This window comes from Providencia sp. PROV261, assembly GCF_028477945.1.
GTDB lineage: Bacteria > Pseudomonadota > Gammaproteobacteria > Enterobacterales > Enterobacteriaceae > Providencia > Providencia stuartii.
Map to the genome: position 1 here is coordinate 25,613 of NZ_JAMPMC010000032.1, position 20,732 is coordinate 46,344.

Consider the following 20,732-nt stretch of genomic DNA (forward strand, 5'->3'; position numbering starts at 1 on the left):
ACTTCGATCGGTTAGCAACATGCAGGATTTTTTCATCTTCTTGCACCTCCCCTTTGCGAAGTGGCCAACGACAACGAGGCCCCACGAGTGACTATGACTTCAATTTTCCTTGCAGCGTCTACCTCTATGACTGGGAACATATTTTCAGCCATGTCCAAATAGAACTTGGCCACTCGATCCAATGCTTTACCGGTGCCTTTAATCGCAGCACCTTGTAATGCTTCTTGGCTCATGACTTGCTGGTACAACTGAGTATCACCGGCATTACCCGTCTGAATCGTTGGTACAGGATTCACATCAAATGCGCCAGCCAAGCCCTGAAGGAATCCGGCCATCATCGATTTGGCCACCAGCTGGCCTTGCTTCGACACTAATCGGCCACGAATACCGGCTTTGCCGTCTTCACCCACGGCATAAGAATCCAGTCGTGTTTCAATGACGCCACCATCTTCTCTCACACATGAAATGGTCTCGCCTCGCAAATAAGCACGCTCAGAGCTCAAATCACCGTAACCTGCAGCGATCAAGAAACACTCTTTGATATCCGCTCTAAATCGGTTGGGTAAAATGGCTTCCTTTTGAATCCTCAGCAATGCAGGAAAAGGCTCACGTCTTGCGGACTCATGAGTAGGAGCATCCAAACCCGTGATCAAAGTACCCGAGATGATGCTGCCCGCCGGTAGATACAAAGGCGGCGCTTCTTGCACAACAACGTCTGGTTCGACAACCACTTCAGGCTCAATCATACGAATCGTGATTGGCGGCAATGGAACATCCCGAGCTCGTGTACCTTGGCCATTGGCTGGCTGCTGATAGAGCGGATCAGGCAGCGGCGCATTGGCAAAATAGTCGTCTGGGTTAGACGGCAGTGGCTTTTCTTCTTTAGGTAATTCCATGGCAGATAAAGGCACTTCAAAACGGCTATTTGTGCCTTCAATTGCTACATCACCTCCAGCGCGAACATCATCAAGTTCCGCTCTAAGGCGGGCCAGCTCCGCATTGACCTCACTTGGAATAGAAGGCGAACCTAAGCTTAGCCGCCCTGAATCGACGTCACGACGCAAGCGCTCAACTTCACGACGTAACTGTTCATTGCGCTCACTGAGTAGTTTTACGTTCGCAGCCAAACTATCGACCCCAACATCACGAGTATTGGTATCCGTAAGAATGTGCCGGATCGTTTCCTGCCGGTTCCGACTGCTTGAGCCATCGTCAGGATTAGGTGAAAACACCATCACCATAAGGATGAGACCACCAGCAATACCAGCAACCGATAGACCCCGCTTCATGTTCGGGCTCATTTGTTCCCATTGTGCTTTCATCGTTACTTACCTCCCACAAGAAGCGAAGGTCGCTGACTTTCCACCGCTTCTTCACGATGATTGCGAACAACCACATACAACTCAGTCTTTTCACCCGGCAACAAGATATTGCGAGGCCAGTAGGCGCTTGCCACTATATCTGGTGTATGACAGGCTAATTCACTGGCTTCTATCGGCTCATCGGCAAAGCTTTCAACCAGTCCTACATAGACGGTGAAGTAATGTCCCGACACAATTTGCCCCTGCTTAAAACCAAACTTTAAGCCCGGCTGAAAACATTTCGGGCTTGTGTCAGTTTGGCCAGCTAAACGGATGTCATAGCCTTGTGGTAACTCATTTAGTGCAAGGCGTCTGAGTAAGTCACTTAGGTTATCGACGTAAGGTTGAGCTGTTTCCCAAGTGGCGGCTTTGCGGTTCACGACGCCCTTAATAGGCCACTGCTGACCATCAATAGCTAAGGTGATTTCACGCGGTGGAATACGACGAGGTACTAAGGTGACAGATAACGCGGGCGCTTCCAGACCAGGCGGAGTGATGTAAAGTGAAACCGGTGATTCTTTGTCCGTGGCCACATATACAACATTCCCCTTGATTTGCGTCTGAGCATCACTGGTTGTTCTCACCTGAGGCGATTCAAACGGCGTCACAATCCGATTCAGATGACCAAGTGCTACAGGGATCAGTTCATTAACCCCCGGTGTCATCAGTAACGTTGTTGGCGCATCGGTTGCAACCGTATTGCTTTGAACCGGTGGATTTGCAGTGGCAGACTGCTTCATCACACTGGCTGGCACAATTGGCAATTCCACGTCTGCATACGACGCTTGAGATAACAGGACGCCACTTAAGCTCATTGCGATTAAGCTTGATGTCATCCATCGACTAATTTTGGTTCGCATCATTCACCCTCCGGTTTTGCTCTTGGGTCAACTTTTCACGAACGCGCTTCGTTCTAGCTTGCCCCTCATACGTATCCATCCAGCTAAGTTTTGGACGGTATTGCTCAATGTCGATGTCAAACTCATAGGTGCGAGTTTGGCGCTGCTCATCTCCAGATGGTCCAGAGACCAAGGAATAACCGGTCACAAAGACATGGCCGGTTTCATACTCATACTCCACTTGTCTGGGTTGGAATTTGAGCGTGACCCGGTCTTCGCGGATTTGTCTTGCCTGAATCTCCAGTGCATCGACCACTTGCTGGTACACCGCTGGAGAAAGTAGCGGCTCAATGGCAACCCGGATGAAAGACACATTACCCGGCGTCACGTTGCCCATAAGCTCAGCCAGGTAGAGCCCCCAAGATTCCAGGTAAGGCTGAGTGGCCTGGTTTCGTGACACTTCAGCTGTTTCAGACAAGGTTGGTGGTTGAATAGCTACCACGGTATTGCGAGAAAATGCCGCTACCGCAAGCAGCAAATTAGATAGCACCAGCACTGCAATCAGGAACCGCTGCCATCGGTTCTCTAATTGCGTGCCTTGCCATGATTTTAAAAACACGTCGAACTTCACGGCAGATAGCTCCTGATAAAAGGGTTAGGGATCGTCTTGGCTTTGGTTGGCAACAGTCCAGCCCAGTAGATGGCGTGAAGAATAAAACCATCAGGGCGACCATCACGAAAACGCCGATAGAGCTTGGTTGTAACCAACCCCAACAGGCATAAAACCAAGGCATTACCGGTAAAAATGCCGATCACTAGCCCCAACAGAATGGGAGCCATCTCATCGGCACTCCAAAGCAGGAAGTGCGGCGGGTCATCGATATAGGACGGAATACTCACAGGTTCCATAGTCACTCCTCGTTGTTTGAATTGAGAAGTGAAGAATGCCCCGAAATAACTCAGGGCTGTGGTCAGGTAGATATCGAATTCTTGAAGGTTTTGAACTACCGAGCGCTAGTTCATCTGTTTTAGGGAGGTGGTTGTCTTAGAAATTGATATTTCTGACATTTGACTTATTGATTTGCTTAGTCAAATCGTAACTGGTTAACTGAGCAACTATCTGCTCTGAAACACCTAAATCGTTTGCAATATCAAAAATCGAAATCCCCAAATGCTCGTTAAGCTGATCTATTGCAGCTGATAAAAGCTCTGGCTGTTCCATTGGTATTTGATCATCTAAGTCTTCTGTTTTCGATTGACCCGATTTATTCAAATAAACATTGGCGGTTCTGTACTGTTGCGACGAAATTAACCCAAGATAATTAGCTCGATAAATTATTGCTCTCGCACTAACACGCCATCTAAGTTTCAATGCAAAGATTTTCTCCCACCTGATTCGAACTGGTCCCACACATTGAGGAAACTCTTTCAGAAAAGCCTTACGTGGAAAAAGAAACGCACTTGCAAAAGCATCAGCTTCTCTCTCTGTTTTAGCACACCCAGTTTCTACACCTTGATGCAAAACCAAATGGCCACATTCATGCGCTAAATCAAAGCGCATTCTACAGCAACTTTCCTTCGCATTATTTCTTACTATGATGGGTCTTTTTCGATTCATTGATAACGCATCAACTTTATCTGAAACACCATCAAAGCAAGTGATTACAGCGCCATTATTCTCCAGTACTCTTACCATGTTTGTAACTGGTGCATCCAAACCCAGACCCCAGTTAATACGACATTGCTCCGCTGCTCTTTCGATAGCCTCCGCACTCAGATCTGGTTCTTCAAAATCAATAAAATTGGCAACAGGCAACTCAAGATGATCTTCAATAATCTCAACTAATAGTTCAAAAATGGTGCCGAGAGCCAATACACGATTTGCAAGTCCAACTGGTGTTGTTTTGCGCTTGCGAAAGTGGCATTGCTCATACTTAACATCATTTTGTGGTTTCTTAAAAAAGAAATCACTTTTCACTTTTAATACTTCAGCCAATGCCAAAAGCAGGTCTTCAGCAGGTGGTTTAACACCTGCTTCAAGCTGATGTATAAACTGACGACTGACCGCAACTAACTCACCAAGTTCTTGTTGAGTAATTCCGGCCATCAATCTCGCCAGTCTTAGTTTTTCACCAAAAAATTCGTTATTCATGATTTACTGCATTTTTCGACTTTTTCTTAATTTTGATTTTAGAAACAGCCGATTCAAGTTCAACACCATGAGAAACATTCTCATCAGTATCTGTTATTAACGTAACCTTAGAATTCATTGGCACTTCCCAGTTGACTACAATTTCACCAATATCGCTATAACCAACGAAAAAGGCGCGATCTACACATTTAGTTTGATCAGTGCTCAGAACAAAAAACCAAATGATCTCTGACGGACTATCTTGTGTTGAAAATAACTCCATTTGCATCATAGCTTCGTGGGAACGTATCAGTTTCCCTGATGGGAGTTTGTCAGGCTGACCTTTCCAGAAACGAACTGGAACGTCAGCGATACTAAACGTAAACCTCCCTTTCGGGGTCAGTATCTTAAGCCAATCAACTTCAAGTGACTTCCTTACTAACTGTGTACAACAACACTCGTAGGACCTTATGCCCAATGATTTATTGGTGTCACCCAAATCTCTGTTGTGTAAATCTACAACATCTGCTCGAACATCTGCTAAAAGTTGAGCAACTTCAATCAGCTGACTTTCTTTAAAATTAGGGTTTAGTGTCATCGGTATGTTCAAATTTGTTACCTCAGGTAGTAAAGCAATAGGATTAGATACCGCGGACAATAATATGCTAATTTTAAGATTTGTCAACCCGCCACCAACTTGTTAACCTTAGATTAAAATGTAAACTAAATCTTCTTCTGCAAGTGACTTAACGCCAACCCCGCCATCAATGCTAAACCGATGATCAGCGACGGTAGCACCACCGGTGGAATGGCCAGCGGGGCGAACAATCCCATAAACAGTAAAATGACGCCTGAGCCCAGGATAATCATGCTGTAGCGGTGAATGATAGGGCTCGAAAAATCAAAGGTTGTTTTCTTAATCTTCCAGGTCATCAAGCCGTCCCACAACGCCGGTAACATGAGAATAAGCGCAAAGGGCAACCAGACCATCAGCAACGCAAATCGCGTGAACACTTGGTACAACACATCAAAAAATGCCTGAATACGGTCTTCTACCCAGACAAACCAAAAGCCTCCCATGTTCTCCATCCCTTTAGAACGAAGTCGCTGTTCTTCAGTGGGGATTAGAAAGTCACGCACAGATTGCTCCATCTGCGTATCCACAACCCATGATTGATACCAGCCATGGCTAGTTTGACCTATCCAATAGCTTGTTTGAGCGCCCAATTGATTTTGGATCATCTGCTTTTCTTTACTGATGACCCGGCCAGTCCAATCACCGGGCACTAACACGCCAATGGCAATAATCTCTAGCATCAGTGCCAGACACAGCAGCCAAACCGACTTATGCTTGCTCATGCCAAACATCCTCTTCAACTCGCGCCAGCATGGCTGCAACGGTTGGCGTCATAATCTGGGCTTTAATCACTTGTTGAAGCCGCTTTGTCGATGTATGGCCACTGACATAACGCACATCAATACGTCCTTCAGCCAAATACGCCATCCGATTTGGACGATTACGAATCCAGGAGTGGAAATACACACCATCCACGGCAGCCCACTCGAAATGGTCAGGATCACGCAGGCGAATCCCCGTTAAAGCACTGGCGGCAGTCCAGGTAAGTGCCTCAATGAAATGCCAAAGGCGTACACTATCATCATCACAACTGACTTCTTCATAACTGCCCAAGCCATTGCACAGACACAAATCAAAGATGGAATGGCCATCTAACGTGAACGCATCCGTTAAGTAGTCCGCCAAGCAATACACCGAGGCCAAAGCATGAGGCCAGTCGGTTTCAAGCAGTCTTAAGGTTTCCTTGAACTGGGGGTTATGTTGCTGCCACTGAGCGAGCATTTCTTTACTGGTAAGTGTTGTCATTTTCAGACAGACAGAATGATGCATACAGACTCCTTATGCTGCCTGTGTAGAGCTGGTTAAAATAGGAATGCGACCTTTGATCACGCGGCCACCTGAAAGCTTGGCGATGTACTCCAGGTTGGGGAGCTGGCCTAATAACTGCGGTGGAAACATATCGCCTTCTTCCTCCATCAAGCGTTCGCCATGATTGCCGGTAAACAACGCGGGGCTGTCCGAGTTGGACGACATACCTTGAGTTTGCATGATGTACTGCAACCGAGTCTTAGGCAGATTGTCGGTAATGTACTGCTGCGTTTCGGCGTCCATCACCCGAAGGGCTATCAAGTTGTTGATGTTACCTAACACCTGGCGTGCCTTAGCTTCACTGCCTGTACGAGCGGCAAAGTCAGCAAAGGTCTGAGTAGCAATCACACAACGCATTTTTGCGCCACGGCCTTTGTTGAGCAGTTGAATGAAGGGATCGTTGACGACTTCAGCCGCCTCATCGATGAAGATATTTACGGGACGATTTTCAACACCATAGTTATAGCGGTCACCGGCCACAGCGGTGAGATCGGATAAAAGCAACGAACCAATGGCGCTGCCAACCATGGCGTCGGTTAATGAATCCAACCCGATATAGGCCACTTGGGCATTGTTGATAATACGGCCAGAATCCGTAATTAACCGGCTGTCATCTACATCGTTTGCAATCGGTGATAGCAATGGGCCTAGTTCACTTGATGTGAGCATATTGAGCACCGGCATCAGTGAGGCCACCATCTTGGAATAGTGGGTTCTGTCATGCTCAAACATACTCAATAGCCCTTCCAAATCGGTATTGGCGGCAACGGGCTGAATGCGTTCGTAGTAAAAAAGCAGCATCGTCATCGCTTGTTTAGCCAAGGTATTGGCCTTTTCGGTAAAGCGCTTGATCTCCACACTAAAGTTCGGATACACCTGCTCCCCCCAGGCTGTGACGGCTTTTACTACCAAGCCTTCTGGGCCACCTTCCAAGAATCGCCTCAGTGTTTTCAGATCAGGACGTTGTGAAGTAAGCAACAAACCTTGTACGATGTTATTCAGTGCCATTTGGCCAAATGCTTTAAATGGATCAGCACCGGTTTCGGATGGGATTAATGCCGCAATACGGCTGGCAATTTCAGTGCCCCGGTTAAAGTTTCTCAGGGGATTAAGACGTACTGAATGCTCCGGAAAACCCGGATGAAAATACACAAAGCGCTCAGGACTACCGGCGGCAATACAGGCTCGCTGCGCATTATCCTTAAGTTCCTTGTCTCCCTTAGGGTCAATAATAATCACGGCTTCATTACGCAAAATGGCCTGGGTGATCATCGCATCAAAGCATCGGGTTTTTCCGGCACCGGTCGTGCCGACAATTAAGGTATGCCCCTCGGTGTGACCAACTGGCTGGTACACATCTTCTTCTTTGGGCTCGACACCATGAATCCAGGTCGAACCCATTTGTTTGCCGTGACCTTGGTTAAGCAAGGTTTGCTTATCCCGCTTTAGAATTTCATAAGCGCGTTGAGCATGACGCTGGTCCCACTCAAAGCCATACCCCAACCACAATTCATCAGGATGTTTTGCCATCACCTTTTGTAAATGCGACAGCTCCATAAAAGCCAAAGGTTTGCCTTTTAGTCCCTTCTGTAACTTATGAAGACGGTAGGCCTCAGGCAGGCGATACAACGCCATGCCCGAGGAAATCCCTGTCATCCACCAAAATGGCTCAGGTGGTAGCTCAGTCAGCATTTCTGCGGCAATTGCCCCAGTTGCACCAACCAGCCAACCTGCTGCTGCCATGGCTTCATAGTTCGTGCGCCAGGGCATCTCATATGCGTTTTCTTTCATTCATGCTCCGCAAAATAACCGTTTACAATCCGCTTAACTTCAAATGGATTAACGTTTAGCGTGAGCGGTAAACAGAACCGTTTCCCCCTCATCAAACTGGCATTGGTCACTGGCCGAGATCCCCCGAAGCAGCTGTCCGGCTGGAATGCCATGCTGATTGGCGACTTGGCGTAAGGTTTGAATCGTGACGCGAATACCATCGGCACTATGATCCACGTCTGGGTAATCGCCATCGGTCAGTAAGATGGGCAAATCTTTCACAAAATTAACCATCTGTTGCCGCTGCGCGTGTTTTGGGTCTGTACTTGAATTCGCATTGGGCGCAATCGGCTTTTGCTTACGCTCCGCTCTTGTGGCGGGCTCTTTTGCTTGGGCATTGGCTGTCTCAGTTCGACTCTGACGCTGTGAAGCCTCTTCGTTCTGAATTGCTGTCACTGATTCTGCGTCTTGATTGGAGAGGTCTATCAGTGCAGTAAGCCCTTTAGAAATCGATACCTTCAGCAGTAACCCTTGCTCCTGAACGCCATCATTCGTAGTCACAGTTCTGGCCTTACGTGTCGGGTTTGCGGGATCTAATTCAAGCCAATCTAATCGACTGAGTTCAGCAAGCAGTTTTCGGGGAGCACACCAAGGCCTTACGGCATCGGGATAGCGGATCAGTATCTGTTCACCAACCATAACCAACGCACTGCTGGCCTCTGGGAACCACGCCAAAGATTCAGGCAGATTCAATGCTTCTGCATCGTGCTGGTTTACGTTATTTGAGATAGCGCCATCATATGAATTGTTAGGCTTTTCACATCCATCACCTGGAGCATTTTCATTTGCCTGAAGGTGATTAACATCACTGGCATGACGAAGTTCATCATCTTGTTCGGACGGTTTTGTCGATGGCGACTCAGCCGAATTACTGAGTTCAATTGATGATGACGCTTCAGGCAAATCTGGATGTTCACTGGAACGACTCTGAGGCTCTGCTTGTGTTTGCAGTGTTGCTTCCCACTCAGATTTGCTAAACAGTCTCACGCTACTTGGTACATTCGAGCTGAACAATAAATCGGCCTCAGATATATGCAGCATGGGTAACCAGATTGGCTTGTCGTCTTTGAGCAGCACTTCAGGGGCAAGGCTTTCATATCGCTCATTTGAGGCGGATTTAGTGGCCAATCCCCGCTCAATGAGGATGTCCGCAAGGGTATCGGGATCTCTTGGGATGCCAGGTATCTTGTCTTTGGCCAACAGCTCAATGATGTCCTTAGCCGCGCTTTTCCAGACCAGGTAAAGATTGGTTGATTGATTCGATTTTCGTAACCAGACTCTGGCGTCTCGCTGATTGACCAGCCACTGGGAACTGGCAAGTAATCGCCTCATGGCATCAAGTAGATAGCGTTCGACTGGGACACCAAGGGCATTGTCGTCAACGGAAATTCGTTGAGCTTTCAGGTCTCGCTGGACACTGGTTTGGTCAGCCTCAATGACCAATTTAGATAGGACATGCTCGGGATCGGTATTGCCAATTGCTTCCAGCATGGCTTGCAAAATCTCTGGGCCCGGTTGGGTTAACCAGGCGAGCAACTCAGGTGTCATCACCCGGTTCAACACCAGAATTGAAAATTGCTCGTGCCGCTTACACCGTCCGTCGCGCCAGCGAATGAAATAGCGTTCAATGCTATTATTAGTGGTCCACTGAGATAAGGTTTCTAAAAAAGGGTTCCACTGATAGCGTCCATCTTCGTCTGTAATGGACAAGTCTGAAACAGGCTTACCAATATCATGGAACAAACCGCCAAGAGCCGCCGCAACACGCCACCTTGGTTCCAGCTCTTTTTTCTCAACTGGTGTGCCACTGGCAACAAAGATGATCCCTTCAGCTGCTTGTGCCGCCCAGAAAGCAACTTCCAACGAATGACGTAATAATCCACCAGCGCCACTGTGATGATGATGCTCAGAAGCTGGCAACAAATGAACATAAGCAGCCAGATGATCTATGCAGGGCTGAATTAGCCTTTGAAACTCACGCTGATTAAAGCCAAGTACCTGGCGCAGTTTGGCAATTAGCTCGTCTTGTGTGGACTGCAAATCTTCAGGTGACGCAGCTGGCAACCCCTTCAGGAATGGCGGGTAGCGTGGGATTTCTGCATCCAGTTGCGATGAAAGCTCTGGTAGTGCTTTGGTTTGAAAAAATAGGTTTTTGAACATAGTGAACCTCCGACACGTTAGTGTGAAGGTTCAATCTAGTGTTGCTGGTTAATTAGATTCAAAGATTTAATACTTAAATGTGCGGACAATGTATTTATGTCTTTTTGAACCCGATGAAATAAGTGAGTTGAAAATACTAATATTCAGCTTACGGGAATCAGGATACCTCTGCCGGTTTATTTTTTAGCGCTTCAGCCGCTTTTTGCAGCGGCCCTTTTAAAGCTTTTTCTAACTTAGTCATCTGCTCTAAGTGCCACGCAACCGCATTGGGCCACGTATCTTTATTGAAGCCATCAGCTTTGGTCGAAAACTGAATACGACAAGATTTCTTTTCATCCAATCTCATCCATTCAAGCTCCGCACCAAATGCTTGTTCAATTTCCTGTTTGGACTCAAGCAAGGAATCAAAGAGATATTTATTCTCTTCGGTAATCCCACGGCTAATCCAAAGCTCAACTCTAAGCTCTTTTTGCAGAAAAATCAGGTTATACGGACAACCACTCAGTCCAGAACCGGCTGATAGCCAATGATCTTTACTCGGGCTAATGTTGTTGTAGAGCTGGCACGGACTTTTCTGAAACGCCTCTAATGCTCGCTCCCAGTATTCGCGACGCACCGTATGACGGTTTTTCAGTACCACTTCGGTCGTTTTTTCTTCCGCTTCTTTGGCATTAATACCGATCATCAGCTCCTTCGCTTCGGGCGTGGGGATGATCTGGTCAATATTGATGAGTAGCTGCTCACCCAACGAATAAGGGGTAATTTTAAAGCATGCAATACTAATACCTTGCCCCAATAGCCAAAGTGCAGTACTGGTCACTTCTTTGCGAAAGTTTGCCGCAACTAACATAATACGCTGGCTGTTACCTAGATTGAGCTTGACCTCATCCAGATCTGGCGCATCCAGAAATTCGCAAATTCTTTGACTGGCATTAAGTTCAGCAACTTGGGGGACATTTAATGGGTCAGCTTCTCGTGTTACAGGTTGATAGCGGTCCAAGTACTGCTGGTAGATTTCAACTATTTGCGCCTTGGTCAAACTGGCGCAATAAGAGGCATATTTAAGTGCCTGCCAGACCACATCACGACCGCTGTCATCCAGTTTATTTTCAATGATGACCAAGTTGCCATCTTTATCTAGCGCAAGTAAATCTAAGCGTTCGCGAGTATCATCAAAGCCATCGAACTCCTTTTGAATAATTAATAACTCTTCACCCAGCGCAGAAGGCTCATGCGCCAACCATTCCTGAAGGTGTTTTCGCTCAGAAAAGCCAAGCTCACTGAACTTCTTTGCCCTAACAGGACTAATCCTGTTGGTTTGATGATTTACCGTGAACATGGTTATTTATCCTATTACTTAGCACTTTTTATCGCTTCAATTTCATTTACAGAATTATTTAATAAAGTCATTTAGCAACTGAGCAAAGTCGCATCTCTAGAGTCGGGATTTATCTCTTTCCATCGCTTGATTAATGTTGTGACGCAGGGGTTACCCGCAAGCTGATTCATACGAACCCAATCAACATCTAGCAAATCAGCAAGTAATTCGATGTCCAATTCACCTTGCAAGGTGTGCCATTGTCGGATGCTTGGCTGTCTGATCAACTGAGCTTTTGGAGAGGTTAATCCACCGACAACAAAATATCCCTTTTCTTTGTCGTACCATATGCGTTGAATACCCGGTATGTTACTCATCCAGCGTTTGATGTCATTTAAAGGCTTATCAAAGTATCGAGATAACAAGGTATCTAAACTACCGCTGATTGATGTATCTTTTTTCTTTCCTCGCTTATCTAACCAACGCTGAATAACCTCTTTTTTTACCTGATAGTAAGTCACCTTCGTTTCATTTTTCTGGTGAAGCGAAACTAATTGTTCTTGCCATAATTCAACTAATTCGGGTAACTCACTTTCAAATCGCATTGTTGCCTTTTGGCTGGATAACACGCCATCATCACTCAACTCTTTGACAATATTGAGCAATACTTCACTATCTGGCAGAACCCAATCCGTCAACGGATAAGGCTTCTGTTTCTTGGTTAAATCCGAAAGCGCATCTTCCATACCCAGTGGCAATACATTCGTTTGGTCGTAAGATGGATCTTGCATCATGATTGATACTTGTGCATCCTTATCCTTACTCAAAACAAGCGTAATTCTTGCCGCAAATCGTCGTTGTTTATCGACTTCAGTACCGTAGTAATCCATTACGACATTCTGACGATAACTATAGGGCCACTTCTCATTCATCAAAGTGAGCAAATCATCTACGGATGTTTCGAAATTGGCGAGGTACTCATTTATTTTCAAAGTCATACCAGAATCAGTGGGATCGAAGGGGATCAACACCGGCCTGTCGTTTGAAACCGTAAACAAATAACCATCAGTAATGACAATGGTTGATTCATTTAAACAGGCGCGTTGCAATGGCAAGACTTGAGAAATAGCCCTATCAGAATCAATCAGTAAACGTTTGATCTCTAACTCTTTAAGAACCACTTCAAGCTTTCTAATAATCGCTTCTTTGTATGCCTTGGTATCTAATAATTCGTAGTTGTAGGTGTAATATCCACCTTCAGACGCAACGTATAGCTTTATCGGGTCATCGTCTCTTTTTGACTCGATTAATAACCTTTTTTCGACTGGGTCTCCCGTTACATCATGAGGATTAACGTTGATATGTTGAACTGCACACCGTCCAATTAACGACTTCGTTAGTGGATAACGATCATCTTCAATACCTTTTTCCTGATCAAGCAGAATCAAAACACGGTCCGAACGTTCAAGCTTTATCCGTTCAAAGTCATTTGCCGCAATTCCGTCTAGTAAATCCCACGAAACATCGACGTCTTTCTGTGCAATTAGCGATTTAAGTAAGTCTAAGATTTCTTCACCGGCAACAACGGCATTAACTCTTAGGTCTATAACCTTGATTTCACCGGATATCTCGATGCTTGGGAAAGATGACTTAGCCTTATTGGCCTTATGCTTTGTTTTCAACGACAGTGGTTGGAGATTTAATGTTTTAGCTGAAAGTTCAAAACCATAGTCACGCGCAAAAAGGATAAACGCATCTTGCACTGGTTTTAACACCATAGGCCAACTTTGCTCAAACCTAGTTGGTGTAGAAAGATCCAGAAACGGACGCTGTTTCCGTGAATTTTTACTCTTTCCAATTTCTTTAAACAGTGTACCTCTCGGTTTTCTTTCATGGCCAGGATACCACCTGACGAGTACCTTATTTTTGTCATAGACCCATAGAGGCTTCTTAATGCGATCTATGTCATCGTCATTAGATAACGGTCTTAATGGAACATTGGTATAGAACAGAGCAATTTCAGTGGTATTACCATCATTTAACTGCTGAGTTCTACAATCTAGGCTGATCGCATTGACACCGCCAGCCCAGCTATCTACTTTCAATAACGGACAACCTAAACTGTAAGCGCCTTTACAATGACCGCCAAAAGCTCGTAATGATCGCATCATTAGTCGAATCCACACAGGATTTAACACCGGTGAATATTCAACTCGAACGGGAGTAATAGGTTGCAACTCAGCGTCTACAATAGATGGAGGAATATCACTTAAACTTTGTAAAGCCACATAGAGACCAAACTGATTACCATTTTTTTTCATTAAATAGGCAAACTGCCGACTGTCTAGCTCAGCATCGATACGTTCTTCCCAGGCTTTCTTCTCTTTCCACTGATAGCTGTTATTGAGAAGTGGATAGTGATAAACCACGAATTTGTTGGCTTTATCTGCATCAACCTCGCTATTCAAATAAACCAAATGAGACAGCGGCAACTTCCTCAAATCTTTATTTTTATCCATTAACCTTGCTCCCTCATACGCTGCCAGACTATTTTCGAAAACCATTTAAAGCCAGACGTCATTTGATATCCATCGCTCACCAAACAACCTGGCAGAAACAGGATTGAAGCATTCTCAACTTTTACTGGCTCCAACATTTCAGAAAAGCCCGATAAGGAACAATCTTCACCAGTTAATAGGTTCGCGATAACCAAAATGGCATTTTCACCACGGATTTGGCGGATCTTCTCCAGCTTTTTAATTAATCCCAAAGGCGCAAATTCAGGACGTTTACCAGAAGCAAGCCAATGCTCAAAGCCTTCATCCGACTGTTCCAGAGCAGCTATCGACCAAAATTTAGCATCAACAAAAACATCCGCGTTTGCTATCTCAAAATCATATAATTCAAACAACTCATGGTTGTAGACGTCTTGTTTAGTGGCTAGCTGCTTGTCACTCAGCAATGCGCGAATACCCTCCTCCCCAATACGCCCTTGTAAAATTCGCTGAATCACAACGGGATGAAATGAGAATTGCTCTTCAATGTCGTTGGCAAACGGCTGAAACGACGTTCGAAAACCTTTACGATTAAACCAATCCAAAATGGCAGGTTGCCGATTAACAACGTCATAAAGCGTCTGTGGGTTATATTTAATCAATCCGGCTGCTCGTTTCGCAAAGAACTGCCAACTTTTCGGGTCGTACCATATTTCACCAGTAACCTTTGATTCCTCGGGTCGTTCAAAGCACGCCCAACGAAGTAAAGGCTCAGTAATGCCAAACGTGTTGTTATGTGGTATCCATTGGAGATCATGCTGCAATACAGCGCGGCCTAGTTCATGCCAAAGCGCTGAAATGCCTTCGATAAAACCCTTACCTTGTCGTGCATCTCGGATAGCGGAAACTAACTTATTATCAATGATATCTACCGCAGCAGAGCCATCTTGGGAGCGCGTTTTCAACAGGGCAAGAAAGTTGGAAACCGTTGCATCTTCAGAATGAGTAAGATCATCAATCAGCTGATTATTAAGGTTAGAAACCCAATTTCGGTTGTTAGTACAAACGGTTAATTGGCCGTAGTTGCGAAGATGGCCTGCTACATCATCGCTTAGATGAATGGCCACATGCGGCACATACGTCCAAGCACGTTCAATACGACCAACTTGCTGCTGCACGTCAGCGGCAAGATTCTTAACGTAGTCATTTGTCCCTTTATAGAGCTTGTTTAGCTCCTGGATTTTAGCGACTGAGTTATTCATCAACGGCATAATAAATTGCCGCTGCTGCTTACGAGAAAATTCTGAACGCCTGACTAATTTTTCTAAGTTTCTGAGCTGAAAGCCAGCATGAGACATTTCGTCATCATCGTCATTGCTATCCCATGGTGAAAAGTAAAAGTGCTTACTTTCAATAATAAACAGCGACGTCAGATCCATCTGTCCTTGAGAGTTGGGCAAGGAGTAGTCCAAATTAATGCCATTGGTAGCGGATGCAGTTTGTGTCATTACCACCACAGTTCGGCCAGAGTCGAACGCCGCTTGATAGGCGTGCTCAAATCCTTCTCGCTTTTGTGCTTCAGCATTGAGTAAGCAAATCATCATGGGCTTACCGTTGACAGCCAAAGGAATAAACACATCGTCAAAAGAAGACAATACGCCAGTGGTTAAACTCTCCATTTCAAGCCAATCCGCGCTCATTCTGCTGTTTTCTGCAGTATCACTTATCAACCACTTCCGAAGGTATTTGACAGAGTTAACAAAGGCCAGGTGCCCTTTATGTTGTGCCTCATTCGCTGCTAAATGCAGAACGTGCAGTAATTTAAACAACACAGACTGCCGGTATTCATACTTGTAATCTGAGTGCTCAGCCTCAAAAAATGCAGCGTTCAAATGCAGTTTTGCCTCCTGAAAAACTGGCGCATTGATAGCCTCATCAAAGTCGTGAATCGTGGTTTTCAGTGCCGAACGACGCTTTTCAGATTTATCTTTAACCAACGAGCGGATCACCGCCATTTGTAACTGCTTATCCTCGTCAGTTTGTAAATATGGAATCGGCTTCTTAAACCAATCTTCGGGGCGCTGCTCAAAGCTATCGCCCAAAAAACTCTCGGTACATTGTGGGTTGCGGGCCTGTGCTACGTAACGCAAAGCGCTTTCAATCCAGCGTATATCGAAATGACCAATCCCTCTTTCGATATAAGAGGTTGCGGATAGCGCAAAAACAAGATTTCGACTTGATAGCGAAACCATTAACCCTTCAGGCGTTGTCGGCAATAGTGCGCGTTTAATCTTGATCCTCAGCGGGTCAATATCCGCTTCGGCTTCATCCGTGGTTAACAGCCAAGTTGTTAGGCCAAACATATTCGTCTGAGTATTGGGTAATCGATTTGATTTACTCAGCGCTTCTAACTCAGGCAAGCTAGTGCGAGGCAAGGAGAACAGCGATAAGCTGGGTAACGCTGTGCTGTAGTAGGATGGTCGATAGTCATTCGCTGGATCAAACAGCAATCGGTTTAGCCGAACGAGATACTCATAGGCTTCGGACTCATCGGTTGCGAACTGCGACAACAACAAACTGAAGCGTCTGATATATTTCTCCATCACACGCAAAAAATCACCGACATCAACTGATGCTTCATCGCTTTGCCCATAACTTTTCACTTCAAAGCCATGAGGTTTTTGCTGTAACTGCAAAGGCTCACTGGTTACTAAGTGATCTGAGCGAAATAGATATTTCTTTTCGAACGGGACACCGGATTCATACTGCTTTAATGGTATTACCAGCGCCCTAGACTGATTGAGATCGACACCTTTGCTGGTCAAATCCTCCTCTAGCTCCGCAATAAGCTGTTTCAGCTCACTGTAAAGCTCAGGTATAGGTTCAGCAGTAACAAACTGCATTCGCGCTAAAAGACGCTTGCCCCCTTCAAGTAATTGACCAATACACTCAGGCGGCTCTTGCACCATTTGAGACTGGGCAAGTAACGTCTGTAGAATGTCCGCTTGGTAATCAAACTCATCAACAAATACTACTTTTCCGGCCAGTTGGCCGCTCGACATTCTGACTTTCTGTTTACCGTCGTAAAAGGAAGCGAACAGTTTTTGCGTCGTTAATACCAGCAAATGTTGCTTATCATCGTGCCAAGCAATCGCCGGAAAAATTCGACGCACCCATTTATTTTCTCTGAATAAACGAAGCTTTTCTTTTGCTTGCTCCGTGAGTTCATGCGTCTTGCCATGGTGCTTACTGGCATATTTCACTGCCTTCTCTAAAGACGACATGCACCCAAGTAGTGTGCGCTCGACAAAGCCACACAGTTTTCTTAGTTCCTGCTCTTCTCGTTCGAGTAAGACGCCCATCGAATCAGGATTTTTCTTTTTGTACTCAACATTACGGGCAATGGCAGCAACGTTGTGGCAAGCACGAACGAGAGCCTCTTTATCAGCATGAGAACGAAACACTCCTAAACCATGGATGTCCTCAATGGCCTTATAAGGATCGGGCAAGTCAGACTTTTGAACGCCTTGTTCGTGTGGCAGTGCCCTTTGAGAAACCGCACTAACGACAGTTTCATCCTGAGCATAAAGAATACTAACGAGCAGTGGATTACCTGAACTGTCTTTTGCACTCGTGGCACTTTCATAAATGTCATGCAGGATGTTCCAGCGATGGGTGACCAATATGGCCTGCAACCCTTTGGATTTTATAAATTCAAGGCTCGCTGGAATTTTCCCGTCAGGGCTACGATAAAGCGAACTACTTTTGCCCCCGCCGGTTGGGCCTTGTAACTGGCAAAAGCCAGCAATAGCATTTTCGTTCTTTGCATTCACCGATAGGGCAAGCGCCTGTTCAATCGTATGCGCAATGATTTGATTATAAGAAGTCGGTATTGGCTGACTCATCTAAATCCTCGTTAACTTACTATTCCTTTTGAGTTTCGCCCCTCTTTTAGAAGGGGCGACAAGGTTGGATACAACACAACACCAACAAATGACTCATTAATTCAATTCAGGCACGATCTCTTGTGACCAACTGTCTTCCATCAGCATTCTGAACGACATACCACCCGACGCTGCTTCCAACGTAAGTTCGCCAGCATCTACGGCCGTCTTGACGTGCTCTGTTAACAGCTCAAACAATCGGCGCTTGTACTCAGTGTCATCGTTTCCTTTTAAATGCTCCCCCTTGGTTTCCAGTACAGAGAAGCGGTAACTGCCAGAGTTTGGCTGTTCGACGCACACCAACAAGTCAGGGTAAACCTTTTGCTTTTGCCAGCCTTGTAGGCTGTACTCACGTTGATTTACTGCAATACGATGCCACCAATATACAGACGCTTGCTTATCCAAATACCAGGCTGTGTCGCGCTCTAAATTGTTCAGCCCATTTTGATAGACCTTTTCAAACAGGCTTTTTTCGAGTTCTGATCCATCTTTGCGGCGAAGCACCTGATCATGCTCACTAACATTAACCTCTAGGGTTTGCGCCAGTTCCCAATTTAGCTTTTCGTTATCAGAAGCAAGTAGACGTAGGGAAATATCACCCTTGTCCAACTTAGATCTGAAGATTTGCTCCGATAATTGCGCAACCTGCTGTTTAATGTCGCGCTTCATCTCTTTGAGCAGCTCAAGGCGATTAGTAAACAGCGCTTCCTCTGTAACCCCATTGCTACGTAAGGTGTCTAAGGTGTGCGTTAATACCCGCATGGCTTGCCATGGGTTTGGAATGACATCGGTAAGCTGCCTTACCATAAACGAGATATCCAGGCCTGCACTGGGGTCAAACTCGATGTTCTCGTGAACCGGATCGGCCAAGTCCAATTCGCCTTGGTTATCCTTGGACATTTTGTAGTCGATACGGGCAATCGTGCGCTGTAACTTGTCGTCCACTAGCTGGAAGTTTTCAGCATTCAAATAAGACAGCGATTCCCAATCTAGGTCACCCAGCACATCCCGTTCATAGTCAAACAAACGGTAGCCGTCTTTGTACTCTGCATCACGATGTAAAACCCTAGGCAAGAATATTTTAGGTAGGTTACGAAAACGCTCTCTACGCAATAAGGTTTCTTTGCTCACTACAGCGGCGGGTTTATTGGCTTCTGTAGCTTTAACTTGATTCGCCACATCCCCCATCCCTTCTTCTTCTAAACCTTGCTTAACACCGGCGACGGCTTCCATCACATCTTGATCAAAGGTGTAGACATAACATTCATCTAAGCTTGGTTTTTGCGTCAATCGCGCATGTGGTTGACGGAGTACCCGGCCAATCATTTGTGTGATTGCCGTTTTTGCGGTCATTTTAGACAACACGGTTAACACATAAGCAAAGGGGCAATCCCAACCTTCACGCAGCGCATCTTTTGTGATGATGTATTTAACGGGGCACATTTCGCTGAGCAAATCATCATCACCTAACTCGTCTTTGTCAGACGTTTTCAAGCGAATTTCATTTTCATTTACGCCCAATTTTTCCATTAAATACTCGCGGGCGTCTTCCGCATGCACAAAGGCTGAATCTCTTTGGTCTTTACCTGTGCGCTCAACACGGATCAGCATGATGGGGCGGATATAGCGACCGGTTTCGTTTTGTAGCTGCCCAGCATCCTTCTCTAGCTCTGCCAATTTGGCGTGCGCAAGCGACAAGGTATGCTTCCACTCACTTTTGTCTTCGTTGATTAAGTTGATGGGTAACTTAATCATTTGCTCATCTTTCAACGCTTGCCCAGACACATTCACCAGCACATTTGAGTGATGCTTACCGTTTGCGTTAGGCGTGGCAGAAAGCTCAAGAATAAACTTAGGGTTAAAGCCACACAGGGTTTCTCTTGCGGTTTCGCTATAGGCTTTATGCCCCTCATCCACAATAATCACTGGGCGAACCATGCGTAACACATTGCCTAAGCTTTGTTTGACTGACACTGAGCCTGGGGCTATGCCTTCTTGCCAACCGTAATCGGATAGATCGTTACAATCTAGATTACGAATACTGCTCAATAGCGCCTCATTGGCGGTGGTGTCATCTTCAATCGGGAAGAAAGTGGTAAATCGCCCGCTATCACGGAACATGCGCAGGGTTTCTTTGGATTGACGCGCACTGGATTGCAGCATCAATAACATAACGCACAGGTTTTCGTCGGTATCCCGCTTGGTAAAGGCATCGTTCTTTTCGAGCATTTTTACCCGACCACCCGATGCACGTTCAAGCATTTGCCGATACGGATGTTCACGATTAGCCAACTGTTTCCAGGTTTGCTTGTAAATGGCATCCGAAGGCACCACCCACAGCACCATACCCGTTTGTTGCGCAAACAAATCCGTTTGCAGACGCTCGACCGCAGCAACACCAAGTAAGGTTTTACCACCACCTGTCGGTACTTTCAGGCACACGTTAGGAATTGGCCGCTCTAAGCCGTCAAATCTTGTGACATAAGGAGCAGGCACCAAGTGACCGCTTTTGTCTTTAAGTAGGTCAATACGGCGCTCCTGTACCAGAGCTTCCCACGTATCTTTGGCGTAATCAGTTAAGCGGGCCTCTTTGCCTTTCATTTTCTGAAAAGCGGCAAAGTCTTCCGCTTCTTCCTTGGTGTCGGCCAGCTTTTTCAGGTAATAGTCCAGCTTATCCAATACACCATTCTGGTAGTCTTTTAACTCCAT

14 protein-coding genes are annotated in these 20,732 nt (G+C 45.8%); all 14 read right to left on the reverse strand.

Features of this window, described 5'->3' with window-relative positions; translation table 11 throughout:
- Window positions 1-32: 32 nt before the first annotated feature.
- Window positions 33-1,322, reverse strand: coding sequence for a TraB/VirB10 family protein (locus PR675_RS16400; protein WP_071192423.1), 1,290 nt, complete (start codon window positions 1,320-1,322; stop codon window positions 33-35).
- 2 nt (window positions 1,323-1,324) lie between these two features.
- A complete protein-coding gene (locus PR675_RS16405) occupies window positions 1,325-2,224 on the reverse strand; it encodes a TraK domain-containing protein (RefSeq protein WP_410317203.1) in 900 nt (299 codons plus the stop codon).
- On the reverse strand, window positions 2,205-2,831 hold the full coding sequence (locus PR675_RS16410; protein ID WP_000667170.1) for a TraE/TraK family type IV conjugative transfer system protein: 627 nt from the start codon (window positions 2,829-2,831) through the stop codon (window positions 2,205-2,207). Before PR675_RS16410 ends, PR675_RS16405 begins: the two co-directional genes overlap by 20 nt.
- A complete protein-coding gene (traL, locus tag PR675_RS16415) occupies window positions 2,828-3,109 on the reverse strand; it encodes a type IV conjugative transfer system protein TraL (RefSeq protein ID WP_000433891.1) in 282 nt (93 codons plus the stop codon). The genes PR675_RS16410 and traL overlap by 4 nt, the downstream gene beginning before the upstream one ends.
- A 136-nt stretch (window positions 3,110-3,245) precedes the next feature.
- On the reverse strand, window positions 3,246-4,352 hold the full coding sequence (locus tag PR675_RS16420; RefSeq protein WP_071192425.1) for a helix-turn-helix domain-containing protein: 1,107 nt from the start codon (window positions 4,350-4,352) through the stop codon (window positions 3,246-3,248).
- Window positions 4,345-4,941 carry a hypothetical protein gene (locus PR675_RS16425; RefSeq protein ID WP_225025319.1) on the reverse strand — a complete coding sequence of 199 codons (597 nt, stop codon included), beginning with the start codon at window positions 4,939-4,941 and terminating at the stop codon, window positions 4,345-4,347. The genes PR675_RS16420 and PR675_RS16425 overlap by 8 nt, the downstream gene beginning before the upstream one ends.
- Before the next feature lie 113 nt (window positions 4,942-5,054).
- Complete coding sequence (locus PR675_RS16430; protein ID WP_000033753.1) at window positions 5,055-5,690, reverse strand: DUF4400 domain-containing protein; 636 nt, start codon at window positions 5,688-5,690, stop codon at window positions 5,055-5,057.
- Window positions 5,677-6,237: a conjugative transfer protein gene (locus PR675_RS16435; protein WP_071192429.1), complete on the reverse strand. Its 561-nt coding sequence runs from the start codon at window positions 6,235-6,237 to the stop codon at window positions 5,677-5,679. The genes PR675_RS16430 and PR675_RS16435 overlap by 14 nt, the downstream gene beginning before the upstream one ends.
- Window positions 6,238-6,246: 9 nt before the next feature.
- The gene (traD, locus tag PR675_RS16440) at window positions 6,247-8,067 is read right to left on the reverse strand and encodes a conjugative transfer system coupling protein TraD (RefSeq protein WP_071192431.1); all 1,821 of its coding nucleotides are present in this window, start codon (window positions 8,065-8,067) and stop codon (window positions 6,247-6,249) included.
- Window positions 8,068-8,115: 48 nt separating this feature from the next.
- A complete protein-coding gene (mobH, locus tag PR675_RS16445; RefSeq protein WP_071192433.1) occupies window positions 8,116-10,266 on the reverse strand; it encodes a MobH family relaxase in 2,151 nt (716 codons plus the stop codon).
- 157 nt (window positions 10,267-10,423) lie between these two features.
- The gene (locus PR675_RS16450) at window positions 10,424-11,605 is read right to left on the reverse strand and encodes a DUF4268 domain-containing protein (protein ID WP_071192435.1); all 1,182 of its coding nucleotides are present in this window, start codon (window positions 11,603-11,605) and stop codon (window positions 10,424-10,426) included.
- Between the two features lie 71 nt (window positions 11,606-11,676).
- The gene (locus PR675_RS16455; protein WP_272582805.1) at window positions 11,677-14,076 is read right to left on the reverse strand and encodes a hypothetical protein; all 2,400 of its coding nucleotides are present in this window, start codon (window positions 14,074-14,076) and stop codon (window positions 11,677-11,679) included.
- A 26-nt stretch (window positions 14,077-14,102) separates the two neighbouring features.
- Entirely contained in the window at window positions 14,103-17,984 is a 3,882-nt protein-coding gene (locus PR675_RS16460) for a hypothetical protein (RefSeq protein ID WP_071192439.1), read from the reverse strand.
- A gap of 96 nt (window positions 17,985-18,080) precedes the next feature.
- Complete coding sequence (locus PR675_RS16465) at window positions 18,081-20,732, reverse strand: DEAD/DEAH box helicase (RefSeq protein WP_071192441.1); 2,652 nt, start codon at window positions 20,730-20,732, stop codon at window positions 18,081-18,083.